We start from the raw sequence: 18,510 nt of genomic DNA, 5'->3' as shown, positions 1-18,510 counted from the left end.
CGTCACAGCACTAGGCGTTGGGGCGTGCTCCCTCCCGTGCCGCCCGCTCCATCGCCGCCAGCCGGTCCAGCATCGGCATCGGGTCCGTGCCCACCGTTCCGGGCAGGAAGTCCGCGATGCGCTCGGGGGTCCAGGAGCCCTCCGCGTAGGCCGCCCGCAGTTCCCTCGGCTGGGCCCAGACCGCCAGCTTGGGGCCCGCGATGGTGTAGACCTGGCCCGTGATGTGTTCCTCGCGGGCGCGGTCGGACAGCAGGTAGACCACGAGTGCGGCCACGTCCTCGGGCTCGCCGATCTCCTTGAGTTCCATGGGGACGTTGGCCGACATCCGGGTGCGGGCCACCGGCGCCACCGCGTTCGCCGTCACGCCGTACTTGTGCAGGCCGAGCGCCGCGCTGCGGACCAGGGAGATGATGCCGCCCTTGGCGGCGCTGTAGTTGGCCTGCGCGACCGAGCCCTGGTGGTTGCCGCTGGTGAAGCCGATCAGGGTGCCCGAGCGCTGCCCCCGCATCACCGCCGACGCCGCGCGGAACACCGTGAACGTGCCCTTGAGGTGGGTGGCGACCACGGGGTCCCACTCCTCCTCGGACATGTTGAAGAGCATCCGTTCGCGCAGGATGCCGGCCACGCACACCACGCCGTCCAGCCGGCCGTAGGCGGCGAGCGCCTCGTCCACCACCCGCTGTCCGCCCGCCATCGTCGAGATGTCGTCCGCCACGGCGAGGGCCTCTCCGCCGGCCGCCGCGATCTCCTTGACCACGGCCTCGGCGACCTCGCTGGTGGGGGAACCGCCCTCGACGGACACCCCGTGGTCGTTGACGACGACCCGCGCGCCCTCGGCCGCCGCGGCCAGCGCCACGGCCCGTCCGATGCCGCGGCCCGCGCCCGTCACGGCGACGACCTTGCCTGCCAAGAAGTTCCCCACGTCCGGCCCCTTCCCGCGGTTTCTGACGGACCGTTAGATTTTATGTCCGGCCCAACGCCTGGAGACAAGCCCCGGGGAGCATTCATGTCACTGCCTGCCGAGTTCCACGAGATCGCCAAGCGCGTGAACAACTGGGGGCGCTGGGGCGAGGACGACGAGATCGGCACCCTGAACCTCATCACCGACGAGGTGGTGAGAGGGGCCGCGGCCTGTGTGCGCAGCGGGCGGCGCGTCCCGCTGGCCCTCCCTCTCCAGCAGGACGGCGTGCAGACCGGCGTCATCCCCGGGCGGGTCGACCCGCTGCACGTGATGGTGCAGATCAATCAGGAGATCTTCGGTCCCGGCACGGTCGCGTGCAGCGACGACGCGGTGACCATGGGACTCCAGGCGGCCACCCACTGGGACGCGCTCCCCCATGTCTCGCACTCCGGGAAGCTCTACAACGGGCGTCCCGCCGGCACCGTCACCGCCCATGGCGGCGCCGCGTTCGGCGGCATCGACAAGCCGCGGCACATCGTCTCCCGCGGCGTCCTCCTGGACGTTCCCCGCGCGCTCGGCACGGAGCGGCTCGACGGCTCGCACGCGGTCACGCCGGAGGACCTCGACGCCGCCGAGGAACTCGCGGGGACGCGGGTACGGGCCGGCGACATCGTGCTCGTGCGGACCGGGCAGATGCGCAGCTACCTGGCGGGCGACAAGCACGCGTACGGCTTTCCGTCACCAGGGCTGTCGGTGCGCACCCCGGAGTGGTTCCACGCGCGCGACGTGGCCGCCGTGGCCAACGACACGCTCACCTTCGAGATCTTCCCTCCCGAGATCGAGGACCTGTGGCTGCCCGTCCATGCGCTCGATCTCGTGGAGATGGGGATGCTGCAGGGCCAGAACTGGAATCTCGAGGAGTTGTCCACAGCCTGTGGAGAAGAAGGGCGCTACACCTTCCTGCTGTCGGCGATGCCCGAACCGTTCGTCGGCGGGACCGGCACTCCGGTGGCGCCGGTCGCCGTCCTCTAGCCGCCTGTCGGGGCACCGGGCTCCGGCCCGGCTACCCCACGCCGTACGCGAACTCCGGTACGGCGGCGTCCCTGCCGCGGGACGCCGCGTCGCCGGCCGCCCCCGCTCCACAGCGGTCCAGCTCGCACCAGATGCGCTTGCCCACACCCTCGGCGTCCCAGCCCCAGCGGTCCGCGAGCCCGTCGACGAGTTCCAGGCCGCGTCCGCCCGTCTCGTCACCCGTGGCGTGCCGGGGCGCCGGCGGGCGGGCGCTGACGTCGGCCACCTCGAGGCGGACGGTGCCGGACCGGGCGCCCGAGGGACCCTCGCTCACACCGGTCAGCAGCAGTCGCAGCACGGCGGGACAGCCGGTGTGCACCACGGCGTTGGTGACCAGCTCGGACACGAGCAGGATCAGCGTCTCGGACAGCGGCTCGTCCACGCCTATCCCCGACCCGGCGAGCCGTGACCGGGCCCAGCTCCGGGCTCTCCCCACCTCCGCGGGGTCGGGCCGGATCTCCAGCTGCACTTGAAGCACCTGCACCGCTCACACCATCCGAACCGGCGGACACATCGCCTCGCGCCTCGCAAGGGCCACGATCGCGGTCATTGCCTGCATGGCAGAAACCACGGTCACACACCGTGATTCCTTTGCATGACAGCATGGTTGACGTACAGTCACCCCAACAAGCGCTTCGGGCATATTCCAGCGCGAAGGAGTACGCGTGCGGCATACTGTGCGACGCTTGCCCCGGGGAGTCGAACAGGCAGGCACGACGGCCCGCCCCGCCCCGCGAGCGGCGCGCATCACCGAATCCGGCGCCGCCGCAGAGGCCGCACCGACATGACTCGGGCTCGGAACCACTCGCATCCCACACAAGGTACCGGAGCACCTCGCCGACTCCAGTCCGTGACAAGTCACGCGTAGGACACAACCCGGTATCAACGCTCCGTGACACCGGATTGCCACAATCCGCGACATCCACGGCGGCGCATCCGAAGAACGCCTGGCCAGACGGCTTCTAGGCGACCTCCGACAGCAGGTCCGCCGCGAGCAGTTCGTCACTGTGCGTGTTTGTCCCCGTACGGTCGGTCCGCACCCATGCACGCTTGAGGAACAGGTGCACATCCGACTCCCAGGTGAAGCCCATGCCCCCGTGCACCTGGAGGCAGTCGCGCGCACCGCGGACGGCCGCGTCGTCCGCGAGCAGACGGGCCGCGGCGATGTCCAGGGGGTCGGCGGTGACGGCGGCCGCGTACACCGCGACGCGTGCCGTCTCCACCCGCACCAGGCTCTGCGCGCACAGGTGTTTGACCGCCTGGAACGCGCCGATCGGCCGGCCGAACTGCTCCCGCGTGCGCGCGTACTCCACGGCCAGTTCGCAGGTCCGGGCGGCCCCGCCGAGCTGTTCGGCGGCGGTGAGGAGCACGGCGAGGGGGTCCGGGCCGCCGTCCGGCGTCCGGTCCGGCGGCGCGTCGGGGGCGGGGGGCAGCAGGTGCAGGGGCGTCAACGGGTCCACCGACGCGACCGGTACGGCCCCGGAGACGTCGCCCCGCACGACGTCCGCCTGCGCCAGCCACTCCACGCTCCCTCCGTACGCCGCCGCGACGACCGTCTCCCCGGTCGCCGCGCCCTCCACCTCGCCCGCCGCGAGATGCGTGGCCACCAACGGACCGGGCAGCAGCGCCCGTCCCGCCTCCTCGAACACCAGCACCGCCTCGGGCAGGCCGAGTCCGACCCCGCCGTCCGCCTCCGGCAGCCGCAGCGCGAAGAAGCCGGCCCGGCCCAGCTCGCGCCAGAGCGCGCGGTCCAGCACACCGGGCGACTCGACGGCGCCCCGCAGCGCCTCCCGGCCGAAACGGCCCCCGAGCAGGGCACGCACACCGGCCCGCAAGGCCCGCTGGTCGTCGGTCAGTTGGAAGTGCACGGCTGATCACCGCCCCTTCGGCAGGCCCAGGATGCGTTCGGCCACGATGTTCTGCTGGATCTGCGAGGTGCCGGCCGCGATGGTGTACGACAGGGACGACAGCCGCTCGAGCACCCAGGGGCGGTCGAGGTCCAGGGCGCGGGGTCCGAGCACGTCGGCGGCGGCGTCGTACAGCTCCTGACGCGCGTGCGAGAACCTCAGTTTGAAGACCGATCCCCCCACACCCGGCACCCCGCCGGTGCTCCCCCACTCTCGACCCCGCTCGAGCGGGGGCGCCCCCATCGCCTCGCTCACATTCCACTGCGTCAGCCGCCACAGGGCCCGGAACTCCGCGTTCAGCCGCCCCAGCCGCCGTCTGAGCGAGGCGTCGTCCCAGCGGCCGTTCCCGCGGGCCTCGCGCGCGATCTCGCCGAGGACGCGGCGGCAGGCCACCACCTCCCCCACGAACGCCGTGCCGCGTTCGAAGGAGAGCGTCACCATCGTCACGCGCCAGCCGTCGTTCTCGGCGCCGACCCGGTTGGCCACCGGCACCCGCACCTCGTCGAGGAACACCTCGGCGAACTCGGCGGACCCGGCGAGCGTCCGCAGCGGCCGTACGGTGACACCCGGCGCGTCCATGGGCAGGGCGAGCCAGGTGATGCCCCGGTGCCTGGGCGCGTCCGGGTCGGTGCGCACCAGCAGTTCGCACCAGTCGGCGACCTCGGCGTGGGAGGTCCAGATCTTGGACCCGCTCACCACGTAGGTGTCGCCGTCCCGCCGTGCGCGCGTGCGCAGCGACGCGAGGTCGGAGCCCGCGTCCGGTTCGCTGAACCCCTGGCACCAGACCTCCTCGCCGCGCAGCACGGGCGGCAGCCAGCGCGCCCGCTGCTCGGGCGTGCCCTCGGCGGCGATCGTCGGGCCGGCGTGCAGCAGCCCCACGAAGTTGGCGCCCACGTAGGGCGCGCCCGCCTTCTCGGTCTCCTCCAGGAAGATCAGGTGCTGGGTGGGGGTGGCTCCCCGCCCGCCCGCGTCCACGGGCCAGTGCAGGCCCGCGTACCCGGCGTCGTACAGCATCCGCTGCCAGCCCAGGTCGTAGGCGCGCCGGGCCGGCCAGTCCCCCGGGGACGGCTTGGGGGGCAGCGTCGGAAGCACCTTGGCCAGCCATTCCCGCAGCCGGGCCCGGAACTCCTCCTCCTCGGGGGAGTGCGTGAGGTCCACTAGTGGTCCAGGTCGAGGTCGAGCATGCGGATCGCGTTGCCCCGCATGAGCTTGTGGACGGTCTCGTCGTCGAGGCCCTTCACATGGTCGAGGGCGATCTCCTTGGTGTGCGGGAAGGTCGAGTCGACGTGCGGGTAGTCGGTCTCGAAGGTCGCGTTGTCGCGGCCGACGACGTCCAGGGACGCGACGCCGTGCTTGTCGCGGAAGAAGCAGCAGAAGATCTGCCGGTAGTAGTACGTCGACGGCGGCTGAGGGATCAGGTCGCGGACGCCGCCCCAGGCGCGGTGCTCCTGCCAGACGTCGTCGGCGCGCTCCAGGGCGTACGGGATCCAGCCCATCTGGCCTTCGGAGTAGGCGAGCTTGAGCCGCGGGAACTTCACCAGCACCCCGCTGAACAGGAAGTCCATCATCGACGCCATGGCGTTGTTGAAGGAGAGCGACGCCTGGACGGCGGGCGGGGCGTCCGGGGACGCGGCCGGCATCTGCGACGACGAGCCGATGTGCATGTTGACGACCGTGCCGGTCTCCTCGCAGACCGCGAAGAACGGGTCCCAGTACCCGGAGTGGATGGACGGCAGCCCGAGGTGGGTGGGGATCTCGGAGAAGGTCACCGCCCTCACCCCGCGTGCGGCGTTGCGCCGGATCTCGGCGACCGCGAGGCCGACGTCCCACAGGGGGATCAGGCACAGCGGGATGAGCCGGCCGCCGCTGTCGCCGCACCACTCCTCGACCATCCAGTCGTTGTACGCGCGCACGCAGGCCAGGGCGACCTCCTTGTCGTGCGCCTCGGCGAAGGTCTGGCCGCAGAAGCGCGGGAAGGTCGGGAAGCAGAGGCTGGCCTCGACGTGGTTGAGGTCCATGTCCCTGAGCCGTTCGGCCGGGTCCCAGCAGCCGCGCCGCATCTGCTCGCGGGTGATGCCCTCCAGGGTCATCTCGTCGCGGTCGAAGCCGACGGCGGCGATGTTGCGCTTGTACGGGAACTTCAGGTCCTCGTAGATCCACCAGTCGGTGGGCGGCCCGTCCGGGTCCATGGTGATCTGGTACTTGCCGCCGACGTAGGCGAGCTCGCCGATCCCCGCCGTGAGCGGCTTGGGGCCGCGGTCGCGGTACTTCTCCGGCAGCCAGGCCTCGAAGAGGTGAGCGGGCTCGATCACATGGTCGTCGACGCTGATGATCCGGGGCAGTTCCGTCATGAGTCCCCTCCGCCTGACATCTCGTATCCGGGTTCGTGTCCGGGTTCGCATCCGATACGTATCCGATGCATATCTGATGGGTCGTCAGATCCGCGTGCACGAGAAGGCTAGTCCCCCACCCCTGGACCGACAAGGCGGCGGGCCCTACGCTCTGCCCACGATCTGACTGTCCGTCAGGAAATGGGGGCCGTCGTGAACGAGACCGCGCAGGCGCTGGGCACGTCCCGCACGCTCTGGGAACTGGTGGCGCGCCGCGCCGCCCTCACCCCCGACCGGCCCGTCCTGCTCCAGGACGACCGCCGCCTGACCTTCGGCGAGTTGTGCGAGCGCGCCGAGCGGGTGGCCGCCGGGCTGTACGACAGGGGCGTACGCCCGGGCACGGTGGTCGCCTGGCAGTTGCCCACCCGCATCGAGACGGCCGTGCTGTCCTTCGCGCTGGCGCGCCTGGGTGCCGTGCAGACGCCGATCATCCCCTTCTACCGCGACCGCGAGGTGGGTTTCGCACTGCGGGAGTCGAAGGCGGAGTTCTTCGCGGTGCCGGGCACCTGGCGGGGCCACGACCACACCGCGATGGCGCGGCGGCTGGGCGCGAAGGGGGTCTTCGAGGCGTACGGCGCGAAGGACCTGCCGGAGGGGGATCCTGCCGTGCTGCCGCCGCCGCCCTCCGACGGCACGTCGGTCCGCTGGATCTACTGGACCTCGGGGACGACCTCCGATCCCAAGGGCGTCCTGCACACGGACCGTTCGCTGATCGCGGGCGGGTCCTGCCTGGCACACGCACTGCACCTGTCGGCGGACGACGTGGGCTCCATCGCCTTCCCCTACGCGCACATCGGCGGGCCCGACTACACGGTGATGCTGCTGCTGTACGGCTTCCCCGCCGTGATGTTCGAGCACTTCGCGCTGCCGGACGCGCTGGAGGGTTACCGCAGGCACGGGGTGACGGTGGCCGGCGGGTCCACCGCGTTCTACGCGATGTTCCTCGCCGAGCAGCGCAGACGGCCGGGGGTCCCGGTCGTCCCGACGCTGCGGCTGCTCGCGGGCGGCGGAGCGCCCAAGCCGCCCGAGGTGTACCACTCCGTCGTCCGCGAGATGGGCGTGCAGCTCACCCACGGCTACGGCATGACCGAGGTCCCGATGATCACCATGGGGGCGCCGGACGACTCGGCGGAGAACCTGGCGACGACGGAGGGGCGGCCGCCCGAGGGGATGGAGATACGGATCGTCGACGGGGAGGTACGCCTGCGGGGAGAGGCCGTCTGTCAGGGGTATCTGGACCCGGCGCAGACGGCGGAGGCGTTCGACGAGGACGGGTTCTTCATCACGGGGGACCTCGGCCGGCTCACCGGCGACGGGCACCTGGTGCTGACCGGACGCCTCAAGGACGTCATCATCCGCAAGGGGGAGAACATCTCGGCGAAGGAGATCGAGGACCTGCTGCACCAACACCCCGCGGTCCAGGACGTCGCGGTGATCGGTCTGCCCGACGCGGAACGCGGCGAACGGGTCTGCGCGGTGATCGAGCAGCCTCCCGGGGCCGAGGCGCTGACCCTGTCCGAGGTCGGCTCCTACCTGCGCGCGGAAGGGCTGTCCGTGCACAAGCTGCCGGAGCAGCTGGAGGTGGTGGACGCCCTTCCCCGCAACGACACCCTGCGGAAGGTGCTCAAGTACAAGCTGCGGGAACGCTACTCGGGCACGGTGAAGTAACGCGCGAACCCGGCCACGACCTCCGCCTCGCCGACCTTGCCGTCGCCGTCCGGGTCCAGCGTCGCGGCGGCGGCCGCGGCGACGTCCTCGCGCACGCCGAGGGCCTTCAGGACGCGCACGGTCTCCTGCACGGTGACGGTGCCGTCCCGGTCGCCGTCCGCCACGGCGAGCACCGCGTGCAGGAAGGGGCGTGCGATCTCCGCGAACCGGTCGGGGTTGTCGCGCAGCCGCTTGACCGCCCCGCCCACGAACTCCTCCCGGGTGATGCGCTGGTCGCCGTCCCGGTCCGCGATCCCGGCCATGCCCTGCCAGAACGCCTCACCCCCGGCGTACAGGGCCTGCCCCTGCTCGGACCGGGCCGCCGTGCCGAACTCGGTGAGGACCGCCTTCACCGCCGCGCTGAAGTCCTCGCGGTCGATGTAGCCGTTGCCGTCCTGGTCGAAGGTGGCGAAGCGGGCGGCGATCCTGCGCTCGTACTCGCTGCTGACCATGTGTTCTCGGGCCGCCTTACATGACGTCGGGGTGCATCTCGCACGGAGCGTACGACGCCGGGGACCCCCCGGGAGACGGAAAACGACCCCTGTACCAAGACCGCAGGAATTCTGGGACAACAGTGTGGCCGTGCCGCGACGTCCCGTTCACCGAACCGTGCCCTCACGCCGACAGCGGGCTCGGCCGCTCGTCGGTGGCCGACGCGAGATCCGGGTGGACGTCGAAGAGGCGCCGCACGCCGAGGGCGGCCAGGACCCGGTTGACGTGGGAGCCCTCCGGCGCGCCGGGCCCGGGCAGGATGAGTCTGAGCCGGCCGCGGCAGGAGCGGATCAGCCGCCGGGTGGCGATCAGCACGCCGACTCCGCTGGAATCGCAGAAGTCGACCGCGGACAGATCCAGGACGAGCCGGTGGCGGCCGTCCGCCACGGCGTCGTGCACCCGCCGGCGCAGCGTCGGCGACGTCATCAGGTCCAGTTCGCCCGCCACCCGGAGCACGGCCCACGTACCGCGCTCCTCACAGGTCACCTCGAACATCACCGCCACGTCTCCCTCCCCCGCACCCCCGGCCACAACGGAAGCGCCTCTTACGCTCCGTCAGCGCGGCTGCCCCGAGGTCCTTCCATGAAACACCGAATCACCGATCGAAAGCGTGGAGCAGATGAGCCAATTCAATCGGCAACGGTCTCGTTCGTTCAGGTCTGATCGGCGGCTCGTGGGGTGGGCGGTCCGACCCCGACCTCCCGCCGCCCCTACCATCCGCGGCCCGTCAAGAGGCGCACATTGCCACAAAGGGGCGTGCACCGTTCGACGTGCCGACTACATTTCGGGGAGGCGGAGGACACGGGCCGGGCCGGAACGGAACAGGCAGGGCACCGAGGACGAACGGGTGAGGGGGCCGCATGGCGGGGAAGGACGCACCGCCCCGGTGGGACCGCAGGATGCAGCAGCGCCTCGCCCGCGGTGAGGCGGCCGCGCTCGGCGAGTGCTACGACCGGTTCGCCTCGCTCGTGCACGGCCTCGCCCACCGCGTGCTCGGGGACGAGGACGCGGCCGACGGCATCACGCGCGAGGTGTTCGCCCACCTCTGGGAGAACCCCGGCTCCTACGACCCGAAGCAGGGCCCGCTGCGCTCCTGGGTCGCCACGCTGACCCAGGAACTCGCCGTACGGCAGCTGCGCGCCACCGGGACCGCGGCGCTCGCCCGGGGCGGAACCACCCCGGAGGACCTGGAGCGCACGGTGCGGCACGCCACCGTCGCGGCCCGCGCCGACTACATCGTCGACTGGATGCCGGTCCCGCTGCGCGCCGCCCTGGAGCGCGCCTACTTCCAGCGCCGTGACTACCGCCGGACCGCCGCCGACCTCGGCATCACGGAGGACGAGGCCCGTCGCCGCCTCCGCCTCGGCCTCCAGCTCCTGTCCACGGCCCACGACCGCGACACCCCGGACCCTCCTCCCGAACCGGGGGCGGCACGGTGACCGGGGCGGAGCGCCTGCCGCGCCACGACGCGGACGAGGGCCCCGGCGCGGGCAGGGGCGGCGACGGTGCGGACGGGGGGCGGGCCCGCGGCGCGGACCGCTCCGGCGGGGGCCCGACCGCCACGCACCGGGGCACCCGTGGCCCGGACGGCACGGACACCGGCGTGCCGCTGCCGCCCGCCCCCGGGCCCGTGCCGCCGGCGCTCGAGCACCGGGTGCTGATGTCGCTGCTCGGTGCCTGGGCGCTGGCCGCCTGTTCGCCGGAGGAGACCGAGGCCGTCGAGGCGCACCTCGGCGAGTGCGGCCGGTGCGCGGACGAGGCCCGGCGGCTGCGCCGGGCCGTGGGCCTGCTGCACCCGGCCGAGAGCCTCGACCTCGATCCGGGGCTGCGCGCCCGCGTCCTGGACAGCTGTCTGGGCCGGCGGCCCCCGCGCATCCCGGTGCCGGAGTGGGCGGCGCCGTACGACACGGAGACCGCGCGCCTCGACGCCCTGCTCCAGGACATGGGCGACGCCGAGTGGCACACGCCGGTGCGACTACGGTGGTTCGACGGCCGGGGACCGGCGAACCGGCGTACGACGGTCGCCGGCGTCATCGCCCATCTGCTCGCCGTCGACGGGCTGGTGGCGGCGGCGCTGGGGCTCCGCGACCCGCTCGGCGGCACGGCGGGCGGGGACGGCACGCCGCGGGGGCGCACGGAGGCGTACTGGCGCGCCTCCCCCTTCCCGCCGACCCGGGCCGTACGGGCTCCCTGGCGGGAGCAGGCCCACGGCCTGGTGCGGACGGCGTCCTTCACCGGGCAGGACCCCGGGGCGGAGGAACCCGTGGTCTCCTACGGCCGCTTCGGACTGCCGCTGCGGGACGCGATGCTGGACCGGGCCTTCGAGTGCTGGGTGCACGCGAAGGACATCGCGGACGCCGTCGACTACCCCTACCAGCCGCCGGCGCCGCGCCATGTCCACGGGATGATCGACCTGGCGGCGCGGATGCTGCCGGCGGTACTGGCGGAGCGGCGGCGGGCCGGGCTGGCCCCGCCCGGCCGCACCCGGCACCTCGTCCCGGCCGGCGAGCCCGGGCGCAGCGTGCGCCTGGAGATCGAGGGCGCGGGCGGCGGCGAGTGGCTGATCGCCCTCGACTCGCCCGGCGCGGTCGCCTCCGCCGAGCAGGAGGTGGCGCACGTCGTGCTCGACGCGACGGAGTTCTGCCGCCTGGCCGCGGGCCACGTGCCGCCGCAGGAGACGGCCGTGGGGCAGGTGGGCGACCGGGAGGCGGTCGCGGACGTGCTGCACGCGGCCGCGGCGCTGAGCCGGATGTAGTGCCCCGACCCGCCGGAGCACCGGCGGCGCCGCAGCGGCCCTACGCGAACACCACCGTGCGGCGCCCGTTCAGCAGGATCCGGCGTTCGGCGTGCCACTTCACCGCGCGCGCCAGCGCCTGGCACTCCACGTCGCGGCCGACGGCGACCAGCTGGTCGGGCGTGACGTCGTGGCCGACGCGCTCGACCTCCTGCTCGATGATCGGGCCCTCGTCGAGGTCGGCGGTGACGTAGTGCGCGGTGGCGCCGATGAGCTTCACACCGCGCGCGTGCGCCTGGTGGTACGGCTTCGCGCCCTTGAAGCTCGGCAGGAACGAGTGGTGGATGTTGATGATCCGGCCGCTGAGCTGCTTGCACAGGTCGTCCGAGAGGACCTGCATGTAGCGGGCCAGCACCACCAGCTCGACGTCCAGGTCGCGGACCAGCGCGAGCAGTTGCGCCTCCGCCTCCGCCTTGGTGTCCTTCGTGACCGGGATGTGCTGGAAGGGGATGTTGTACGAGCCGACCAGCTCGGCGAAGTCGGTGTGGTTGGAGACCACGGCCGCGATCTCGACCGGCAGCGCGCCGGTACGGGCGCGGAAGAGGAGGTCGTTGAGGCAGTGGCCGAACCTGCTGACCATCAGGACGACGCGCATCTTCTCGTCGGCCCGGTGTATCGCCCAGTCCATCCGGAAGGAGTCGCCGATCGCCGCGAAGCTCGCGCGCAGCTTGTCCACCGTGACCGGGGCCTCGGCCGAGAAGTGGACCCGCATGAAGAACAGTCCCGTGTCGTGGTCGCCGAACTGCTGGCTGTCCTCGATGTTGCAGCCGGTCATGAAGAGATAGCTCGACACGGCGTGCACGATGCCCTGCTTGTCCGGGCAGGAGAGCGTGAGGACGTACTGGTCGGCGGTGACCGGAGGCCGGGTGGACTGCTCGTTCATGCACGCCAGGGTCTCATGTCCGCGGGCGGCGCGGAGCGGCGTCCCGCCACCCGGACGGCGCGGGCCGTCACGCGGAGCGGGTGAGGATCCGCAGCACCTCGAGCGTCCTCGGCGGCGTGTCCGGGTCCTCGCCGTCGCTCAGGGTGAGCCGCACGTGCGCGTCGCGTGCCGCGCGCACCGCCTCCGGCCACGCATGGTGGTCGAGATACGCCTGCACCGGCGCGTCCGGCCCCACCTGATGCATGATCCGCAGCACGCGCAGCACGGCGGTGTCGACGAGCGCCGCCTCCTGCGAGTCGCGGAAGATCGTGCCCACGTACTTCTCCGCGGACCAGTTGTCCAGCCAGGTGTCCTCGACCAGGCGGTAGACGGCGTCGGTGACGTCCCCGTACCCGTCGACACCCGCCAGCCAGACGTCCCGCTGGAACGCCGGATCGGAGAGCATGTGCAGCGCGGAGCGCACATTGCTGCGCCAGCGCCACCACGGCATGTCGTTCAGTGGCATGCCGCCCATGGTGGACGAGCGACGGCCGCGACGGGAAGAGTTCTCCGAACCTTGCACGGTCCCCGATCGTACGTTCCGCCCGGGAACGAGATCATCCGCCCCTCGAATTCACCTGTATGTCACCCGCCGTTGACCACTGGTCACACGAGGGTTAGGGGTGTGGCGGAATCGTGCACATCCATGAGCGGCAGGCGACGTACCAGCACATCCTCCACCAGCTCCGAGGCCCCGGATTCCGCCCGAAAAGCCGTGACTCCCCGCGTGCGGGCGGCCCTGTGGACCGCGGGCGCCCTGGTGGCGTGCGGGTCGCTCGGCGCGGCGTACGGCGTCGTCCCCGGCACCACGGGGGGTTCCGGGGGCGACACCGTGACCGTCATGACCTGGGCACCCGAGCAGACCTCGGCGACCAACAAGCCGGGCATGCCGGCGATGGCGCGGGCGTACGCGCGCTGGGTCAACGCGCACGGCGGCCTGGGCGGCCGCCGGCTCGACGTGCTGACCTGCAACGACCACAACGAGTCCGTGGACGCCGCGAAGTGCGCCCGGCTCGCCGTCAAGGAGAACGTGGCCGCCGTCGTCGGCTCCTACAGCCAGTACGGCTCCTCCTTCCTCTCCCCGCTGGAGTCGGCGGGCATCCCCTACATCGGGGGCTACGGGCTCACCGACGACGAGTTCAAGAGCGTGCTCTCCTACCCGGTCAACGGCGGCCAGCCGGCGCTGCTGGCCGGGCTCGGCGAGCAGCTGGGCAAGAGCTGCGGGCCCGTGGCGCTGGTGCGCCCCGACACCATCGCCGGCGACCAGCTCCCGCTGCTGCTCGACTCCGGGCTGAAGGCCGGAGGCCACGACGCGGCCGTCGACCTGCGCGCCGCCGAGGACGCCACCTCCTTCGACCCGCAGGCGCAGGAGGCGCTGCACCGGGCGACCGCCGACCCGCGGGCGAAGGGCTGCGTGCTGCCGGCGCTCGACGACCGCACCGGGACCTTCATGGACTCCTTCCGGCGCCTGAGCGAGGACTACCCGGCGGTGCGCACCGCGTCCGTGCTCGGCAGCGTCGACCAGCCCGTCATCGACGCGTCGGGCGGCAGCTCGGGACCCTACGAGGGCGCGTACCTCACCGGCTGGTACCCGGCGGCGTCCGATCCGCGCTGGGACCGGATGAAGAAGGTGATCCGCGAGCAGGCGTTCGGCGACAACCGGATCGATCCGACGGACGCGGGCGTGCAGACCACGTGGATCGCGTACACGGTCCTGCGGAGGGTCGTCGAATCGCTCGGCAAGGGCGAGGTGTCCGCCCGCACGATCCGCACGGCCCTCGACAACGGCCTCGAGGTGAACACCGACGGCCTGACCCCGCCCCTCAGGTGGCGCTTCCAGGACCTGACGGCGGTCATCGACTACCCCCGCCTGATCAACTCGGACGTGACCTTCCAGGTCGTCCGCGACGGGCGGCTGGCAGCGGCGCGCAAGGGGTTCGTGAACGTGTCGAAGACCCTGGAGAGCACCGCCGCGGCCTGAGGCGGCCGGGGACGCGCCGCCCGCGGGCGGCGCGTCCCCGCGCTCACAGCTGGGTCGGCTGGCGCTCGGTCAGGCCGTACTTCTGCGCGATGACGTTCCACAGCCGCGCGGCCTTCGTCTTCTGGGCGCTGGCCGTGCCGCTCGCCCGGTTGCCCTGCGCGGCCTGGCCGGTGACGCGTGCGTGGCCCTTGGGGCAGCCCTTCTTGCCCGCGACCTGGTCGGCCCAGGCGGCGTAGTGGGTGTCGGCGGACGCGGACGCCTGCCACGCGCTGTCGAGCGCCGCGGTCAGCTCCGCGTGGCCGGGCAGCCGGTCGACCGCGAGCCCGGACAACCGGGTGACCAGGCCGCCTCGCTGCTTGGCCGCCTCACGCAGGTCGGTGGCCGCCTGGCCGAGGTTCTGGCACGCCTTGACGTCGGCGACGGCCCTGATCACCGTGCCGCGGCTGTTGCCGCTGTCGGCGAGGAGCTTGTCGAGCGCGACCGCCTGCGCCTCGGCGGGGTCGCCGCCGGCCTGCTGTGAGGCGTCCGCGGCCGGGCCGGTCGCCGAGACGTTCTTGCTGTCGTCGTTCTTCGCGTCGGCGTTGCCGCCGCTGAGCAGGGCGCCGGCTCCGATGCCGAGGACGGCTATGCCCACGCCGACGGCCGCGATGAGCGGCACGCGGGAGCGGGTCCGGCCGCCGCGGCCTTCGCCGCCGTGACCGTCGCCGCCGCGGCCGTCGTCGGCGCGCCGTGCGGCCGCCCGGCCCATGGGCGCGCCCGGCGCGCCGTCGGCGTCGAAGCGCGGCAGATGCTGGGTGGCCCCGGCGCCGCCCGCGTCGCTGCGGAAGAGGTTGTCGAACTCGGCCGGCGTCTGCCGGTCGCCGCCCGGCACGCCCGGCGCCGCCCCGTAGGGCGCCGGTCCCGGCCCGCCCGGCACGGGCGGCAGGTACTGCGTGGCCTGCGCGTCGGGGTCCGCCGTGGGCGGCAGGGTGCCGGCTCCGTGCGCGGGCCGCCCGAGGAACCGTGTCGCGTCGTCCGCGGGCGTCTCCGGCGGCAGCGCCCCCGGCCCCACCGGGGGTATGTACTGGGTCGCGCCCTCGTCGGCCGCCGCGGTGACCGGGGGTATGTACTGGGTCGCCCCTTCGTCGGGCGCGGTGGTCACCGGGGGGATGTACTGCGTGGCGCCCTCGTCGACCGCGGGCGGCAGGGGCGCGGAGTGCGCGGCGTGCGGCAGGGTGTGTGCGCCCTGCCGCGGGTCCTGTGCGCCCTGGGGCGCAGCGGGTCCTGCCGCACCGTACGCCTGCGCGCCCTCGGTCGGCATCGGCCCGGCGCCCCACGACGGCTGCGCGCCCGGAGCGCCCCAGTCCGGCGCGGGCGCCTGGCCGGGCTGCTCGGGCCCGCCCCAGGACCGTCCGGCGTCCGCGCCCCACTCCTGGGTGGGCGGCGCCTCGTTCTGCCCGGGACCCCACGGCTGGCCCCATGCCTGGCCGCCCGCCGGGGGCGCCTGCCCGCCGGGAGCGCCCGCCGGTGCCGCACCGCGGCCGGCCGCCGCGCCCGTCATCCCCGGCAGCAGGGGCTCTCCGCCGTCGGAGGGCAGCACGATGCCTTCGCGCGCGGGCCGCGCCGAGGGCTCCTCGCCCTGTCCGCTCTGCGTCACCGGGACTCCTACGAATGGGGGAACTTCGGAATCGTCGGCTCACGCTACCGGGTCCCACGAGCCGTGTGCCACGCAGCACCGGCCCCGGCCTTCCGTCCCGTGACGCGGATGACACGGAGGGGACGGATCACGCGCGGGGAGAGGGGCCGGCCGTCACCGCGCCGGCCGCTCACGCCGTCACCGCGCCGGTCGGCTCACGCCGCCGCCCGCAACTCCATCCGCGCGCCGAACTCCCGTACCACCGCCTCGTCCCGATAGGGCTCCAGCCGCTGCTGGAAGTCCTCCAGGTACTCGGCACCGCGACCCGACCGCAGCGTGCCGAGCAGGTCCACCGCCTTCAGGGCCGTGTGGCACGCCTGTTCCACCTCGCGCTGCTGCACCTGCGCGGTGGCCAGCAGCACCAGGCCGATCGCCCGGCGCCGGGCCCGGGACTCGGGATGCCCCGCCAGGGACTCCTCCGCACACCGCGCCGCCGCCTCCGCCTGCCCCAGATCCCGGTGGCAGTGGGCGAGTTCGTCCGCCAGATACGCCTCGTCGAAGTGGGCGATCCACGCCGGGTCGTCCCCGGACGCCGCGTCGGCCGCCTCCAGGGCAGTGACCGCGCGCCCCGACGCGATCTGCGCGGCCCGCACATCGCCCATCAGCGCGTGCCCGCGCGCCTCGGCGGCGTGGAACATGGCCTCCGCCCGCGGCGTCACCCGCCCCCGCGTGCCCTCCTGCGCCGCGCGCGCCAACTGCGCGATCTCACGCGGGTTTCCGAGCTGTGCCGCGAGATGGCTCATGGAGGCGGCGAGCACATAGCCGCCGTAGCCGCGGTCGCCGGCCGCCTGCGACAGCCGCAGCGCCTGGATGTAGTACCGCTGGGCGAGCCCCGGCTGCCCGGTGTCGACGGCCATGTACCCGGCGAGTTCCGTCAACCGGGCGACCGCGGCGAAGAGTTCGCGCCCCACGGCGTCCCGGTAGGAGCCCGCGAGCAGTCCCGAGACGACGCTGTTGAGGTAGTGCACGACGACCGGGCGCACATGCCCGCTGCCGTACTGGTGGTCGAGATCGACCAGCGCCCGGGTCGTCGCGCGCACCGCCGCGACGTCCGACGTCCCCACCCGCGGCCCGGCCGCGCGCGCGACCTGTGCGTCGGGGGCGGAGATCAGCCAGTCACGGCTCGGTTCGACGAGCGCCGACGCGGCGACCGAGGAGCCGGACAGGAAGTCGCGGCGGCCGACGTCGCTGCGCCACAACTCGCAGACCTGCTCGATGGCGCCGAGCACCGTCGGGGAGAACTGCAGACCCACCCCGGACGCGAGGTTCTTGCCGTTGGCCATGCCGATCTCGTCGATCGTGACGGTGCGCCCCAGCTTGCGACCGAGGGCCTCGGCGATGACCGCCGGAGCCCGGCCCCGGGGCTGCTGCCCACGCAACCACCGGGCCACCGACGTCTTGTCGTAGCGGAGATCGAGACCGTGTTCCGCTCCGCACATGTTGACGCGGCGGGCGAGCCCCGCGTTGGAACAGCCCGCTTCCTGGATGAGCGCCTGCAGCCGCTCGTTCGGCTGCCGCGCGATGAGTGGCCTTGCGGCCATGGCGTACCCCCTGCTGTCTCACGGCTCGCCTCCGGGGCGCCCCTTCGGCTCACTCGCCTGTGGCTGCGGTGCCTGCTCGCGCACCGAGTTGACGTGTCTTCGAGCGGCCGGCCCCTCGGGACACCGTCCCGTGCACCGAAAAGATCCGGCCTTGAAGATCAATGCCCAGCGGACATGCCGCTGATGCGGGACATGCGAGGATTGCCGGGGTAAGGGGCGATCCCGTACCCCACACGTGGTTACCCAGCCGCCGTCGCCGATCCTCGTGCGCGCCCCCACCCGTGCATCCATGCGCCCTGCCCGCGGGGGCGGTGCTCCTCCCCCGCGCATGTGGGATAAAAAGGACATGCCCAAAAAGCATTCCCCGCCCCGGAGATGGCGCCCCGTCGGGGAGCCGTAACCCGCGGTGACGGCTAGAGTTGAATTCATCGTGGAAGAGACCATCGCGGGCCCTGAAGCTGCCCACATCCCGAAGCAGCGCGGCGATTCGCTGCTGGAAGCCGCCGTACGTTACGTCGAGGAACGCCACTGGGACGTGTTCCCCGGGACCTGGCTGGAGTCCTCCGACGGGGAGCAGCACTGCTCCTGCGGACGCTCCGAGTGCCCCGTGCCCGGCGCGCACCCGGAGGGCGACGACTGGGCGACGCAGGCGACCGGCAGCGCGACCGTCGTGCGCCACCTGTGGTCGGAGCGGCCGACCGCGTCGATCCTGCTGCCCGCGGGGCGCACCTTCGACGTGATCGACGTGACGGAGACCGCCGGCCTCCTCGCGCTCGCCCGCATGGAGCGCATGGAACTGGCGCCCGGACCGGTGACGCTGACGCCGGACCGGCGTCTGCAGTTCTTCGTGCTGCCCGGCGCCTGTGCGAAGGTTCCCGACCTGGTGCGCAGGCTGGGCTGGTCCCTCTCCACGCTCGATCTGGTCACCTTCGGCGAGGGGGCGTACATCGCCGCCCCGCCCACGCGGTACGGCTCCCGGGGCGCGGTGCAGTGGGTCTGCCGGCCCACGGCCGCCAACCGGTGGCTGCCGGACGCGGAGGAGCTGATCTCCCCCCTGGCCTACGCCTGCGGGCGGGACCGGTAGGACCCTGGCTCCCGGCGGTCCCTCCGTGCGCCGGGGTGCGCCGGT

At 73.1% G+C, this 18,510-nt stretch carries 17 protein-coding genes; 6 read left to right on the top strand and 11 right to left on the bottom strand.

Annotated features, from left to right (window positions below):
* Nucleotides 1–10: 10 nt before the first annotated feature.
* A complete protein-coding gene (locus ACFYMU_RS23370; RefSeq protein WP_388376314.1) occupies nucleotides 11–922 on the bottom strand; it encodes an SDR family NAD(P)-dependent oxidoreductase in 912 nt (303 codons plus the stop codon).
* Between the two features lie 84 nt (nucleotides 923–1,006).
* On the opposite strand from ACFYMU_RS23370, the gene ACFYMU_RS23365 reads away from it, so the two are divergent.
* Nucleotides 1,007–1,933, top strand: a complete 927-nt coding sequence (locus ACFYMU_RS23365) for a cyclase family protein (protein WP_388376312.1) — start codon at nucleotides 1,007–1,009, stop codon at nucleotides 1,931–1,933.
* A 31-nt stretch (nucleotides 1,934–1,964) separates the two neighbouring features.
* Here the strand turns inward: ACFYMU_RS23365 and ACFYMU_RS23360 are convergent, their stop codons facing one another.
* The 4 genes from ACFYMU_RS23360 to ACFYMU_RS23345 form a co-directional block, all read right to left on the bottom strand.
* On the bottom strand, nucleotides 1,965–2,456 hold the full coding sequence (locus ACFYMU_RS23360) for an ATP-binding protein (RefSeq protein ID WP_388376310.1): 492 nt from the start codon (nucleotides 2,454–2,456) through the stop codon (nucleotides 1,965–1,967).
* Between the two features lie 478 nt (nucleotides 2,457–2,934).
* The gene (locus tag ACFYMU_RS23355) at nucleotides 2,935–3,840 is read right to left on the bottom strand and encodes an acyl-CoA dehydrogenase family protein (RefSeq protein WP_388376308.1); all 906 of its coding nucleotides are present in this window, start codon (nucleotides 3,838–3,840) and stop codon (nucleotides 2,935–2,937) included.
* Between the two features lie 6 nt (nucleotides 3,841–3,846).
* On the bottom strand, nucleotides 3,847–5,037 hold the full coding sequence (locus ACFYMU_RS23350) for an acyl-CoA dehydrogenase (RefSeq protein WP_388376305.1): 1,191 nt from the start codon (nucleotides 5,035–5,037) through the stop codon (nucleotides 3,847–3,849).
* Nucleotides 5,037–6,230 (bottom strand): amidohydrolase family protein, encoded by a 1,194-nt coding sequence (locus ACFYMU_RS23345; protein WP_388376303.1) that lies wholly within the window; start codon nucleotides 6,228–6,230, stop codon nucleotides 5,037–5,039. Before ACFYMU_RS23345 ends, ACFYMU_RS23350 begins: the two co-directional genes overlap by 1 nt.
* Before the next feature lie 192 nt (nucleotides 6,231–6,422).
* Here ACFYMU_RS23345 and ACFYMU_RS23340 point away from each other — a divergent pair, with 192 nt between their 5' ends.
* Complete coding sequence (locus tag ACFYMU_RS23340) at nucleotides 6,423–7,937, top strand: class I adenylate-forming enzyme family protein (protein WP_388376302.1); 1,515 nt, start codon at nucleotides 6,423–6,425, stop codon at nucleotides 7,935–7,937.
* On the opposite strand, the gene ACFYMU_RS23335 is transcribed toward ACFYMU_RS23340, so the two are convergent.
* Together ACFYMU_RS23335 and ACFYMU_RS23330 are read right to left on the bottom strand one after the other, a co-directional pair.
* On the bottom strand, nucleotides 7,916–8,428 hold the full coding sequence (locus ACFYMU_RS23335; RefSeq protein WP_388376299.1) for an EF-hand domain-containing protein: 513 nt from the start codon (nucleotides 8,426–8,428) through the stop codon (nucleotides 7,916–7,918). The genes ACFYMU_RS23340 and ACFYMU_RS23335 overlap by 22 nt on opposite strands.
* 163 nt (nucleotides 8,429–8,591) lie before the next feature.
* A complete protein-coding gene (locus ACFYMU_RS23330; RefSeq protein WP_388376297.1) occupies nucleotides 8,592–8,972 on the bottom strand; it encodes an STAS domain-containing protein in 381 nt (126 codons plus the stop codon).
* A gap of 356 nt (nucleotides 8,973–9,328) precedes the next feature.
* On the opposite strand from ACFYMU_RS23330, the gene ACFYMU_RS23325 reads away from it, so the two are divergent.
* Both ACFYMU_RS23325 and ACFYMU_RS23320 read left to right on the top strand, forming a co-directional pair.
* Nucleotides 9,329–9,907: a sigma factor gene (locus tag ACFYMU_RS23325; protein ID WP_388376294.1), complete on the top strand. Its 579-nt coding sequence runs from the start codon at nucleotides 9,329–9,331 to the stop codon at nucleotides 9,905–9,907.
* On the top strand, nucleotides 9,904–11,223 hold the full coding sequence (locus ACFYMU_RS23320; protein ID WP_388376293.1) for a maleylpyruvate isomerase N-terminal domain-containing protein: 1,320 nt from the start codon (nucleotides 9,904–9,906) through the stop codon (nucleotides 11,221–11,223). Before ACFYMU_RS23325 ends, ACFYMU_RS23320 begins: the two co-directional genes overlap by 4 nt.
* 40 nt (nucleotides 11,224–11,263) lie before the next feature.
* Here ACFYMU_RS23320 and purU read toward each other — a convergent pair whose 3' ends face one another.
* Both purU and ACFYMU_RS23310 read right to left on the bottom strand, forming a co-directional pair.
* Nucleotides 11,264–12,145 carry a formyltetrahydrofolate deformylase gene (gene purU, locus ACFYMU_RS23315; RefSeq protein ID WP_388376290.1) on the bottom strand — a complete coding sequence of 294 codons (882 nt, stop codon included), beginning with the start codon at nucleotides 12,143–12,145 and terminating at the stop codon, nucleotides 11,264–11,266.
* Between the two features lie 67 nt (nucleotides 12,146–12,212).
* Nucleotides 12,213–12,659, bottom strand: a complete 447-nt coding sequence (locus ACFYMU_RS23310) for a hypothetical protein (RefSeq protein WP_388376665.1) — start codon at nucleotides 12,657–12,659, stop codon at nucleotides 12,213–12,215.
* 171 nt (nucleotides 12,660–12,830) lie between these two features.
* On the opposite strand from ACFYMU_RS23310, the gene ACFYMU_RS23305 reads away from it, so the two are divergent.
* The gene (locus ACFYMU_RS23305; protein ID WP_388376288.1) at nucleotides 12,831–14,165 is read left to right on the top strand and encodes an ABC transporter substrate-binding protein; all 1,335 of its coding nucleotides are present in this window, start codon (nucleotides 12,831–12,833) and stop codon (nucleotides 14,163–14,165) included.
* Between the two features lie 43 nt (nucleotides 14,166–14,208).
* Here ACFYMU_RS23305 and ACFYMU_RS23300 read toward each other — a convergent pair whose 3' ends face one another.
* Nucleotides 14,209–15,801, bottom strand: a complete 1,593-nt coding sequence (locus tag ACFYMU_RS23300) for a hypothetical protein (protein ID WP_388376285.1) — start codon at nucleotides 15,799–15,801, stop codon at nucleotides 14,209–14,211.
* Between the two features lie 194 nt (nucleotides 15,802–15,995).
* Nucleotides 15,996–17,381 carry a transcriptional regulator gene (locus ACFYMU_RS23295; protein ID WP_388376284.1) on the bottom strand — a complete coding sequence of 462 codons (1,386 nt, stop codon included), beginning with the start codon at nucleotides 17,379–17,381 and terminating at the stop codon, nucleotides 15,996–15,998.
* A gap of 430 nt (nucleotides 17,382–17,811) precedes the next feature.
* Between ACFYMU_RS23295 and ACFYMU_RS23290 the strand changes: the two genes are divergently transcribed.
* Nucleotides 17,812–18,465, top strand: a complete 654-nt coding sequence (locus tag ACFYMU_RS23290; protein WP_388376281.1) for a bifunctional DNA primase/polymerase — start codon at nucleotides 17,812–17,814, stop codon at nucleotides 18,463–18,465.
* Nucleotides 18,466–18,510: the final 45 nt, after the last annotated feature.

It is taken from the genome of Streptomyces sp. NPDC007264, from assembly GCF_042869095.1.
Lineage (GTDB): Bacteria > Actinomycetota > Actinomycetes > Streptomycetales > Streptomycetaceae > Streptomyces.
This window is presented reverse-complemented; position numbering and strand designations above follow the sequence as displayed.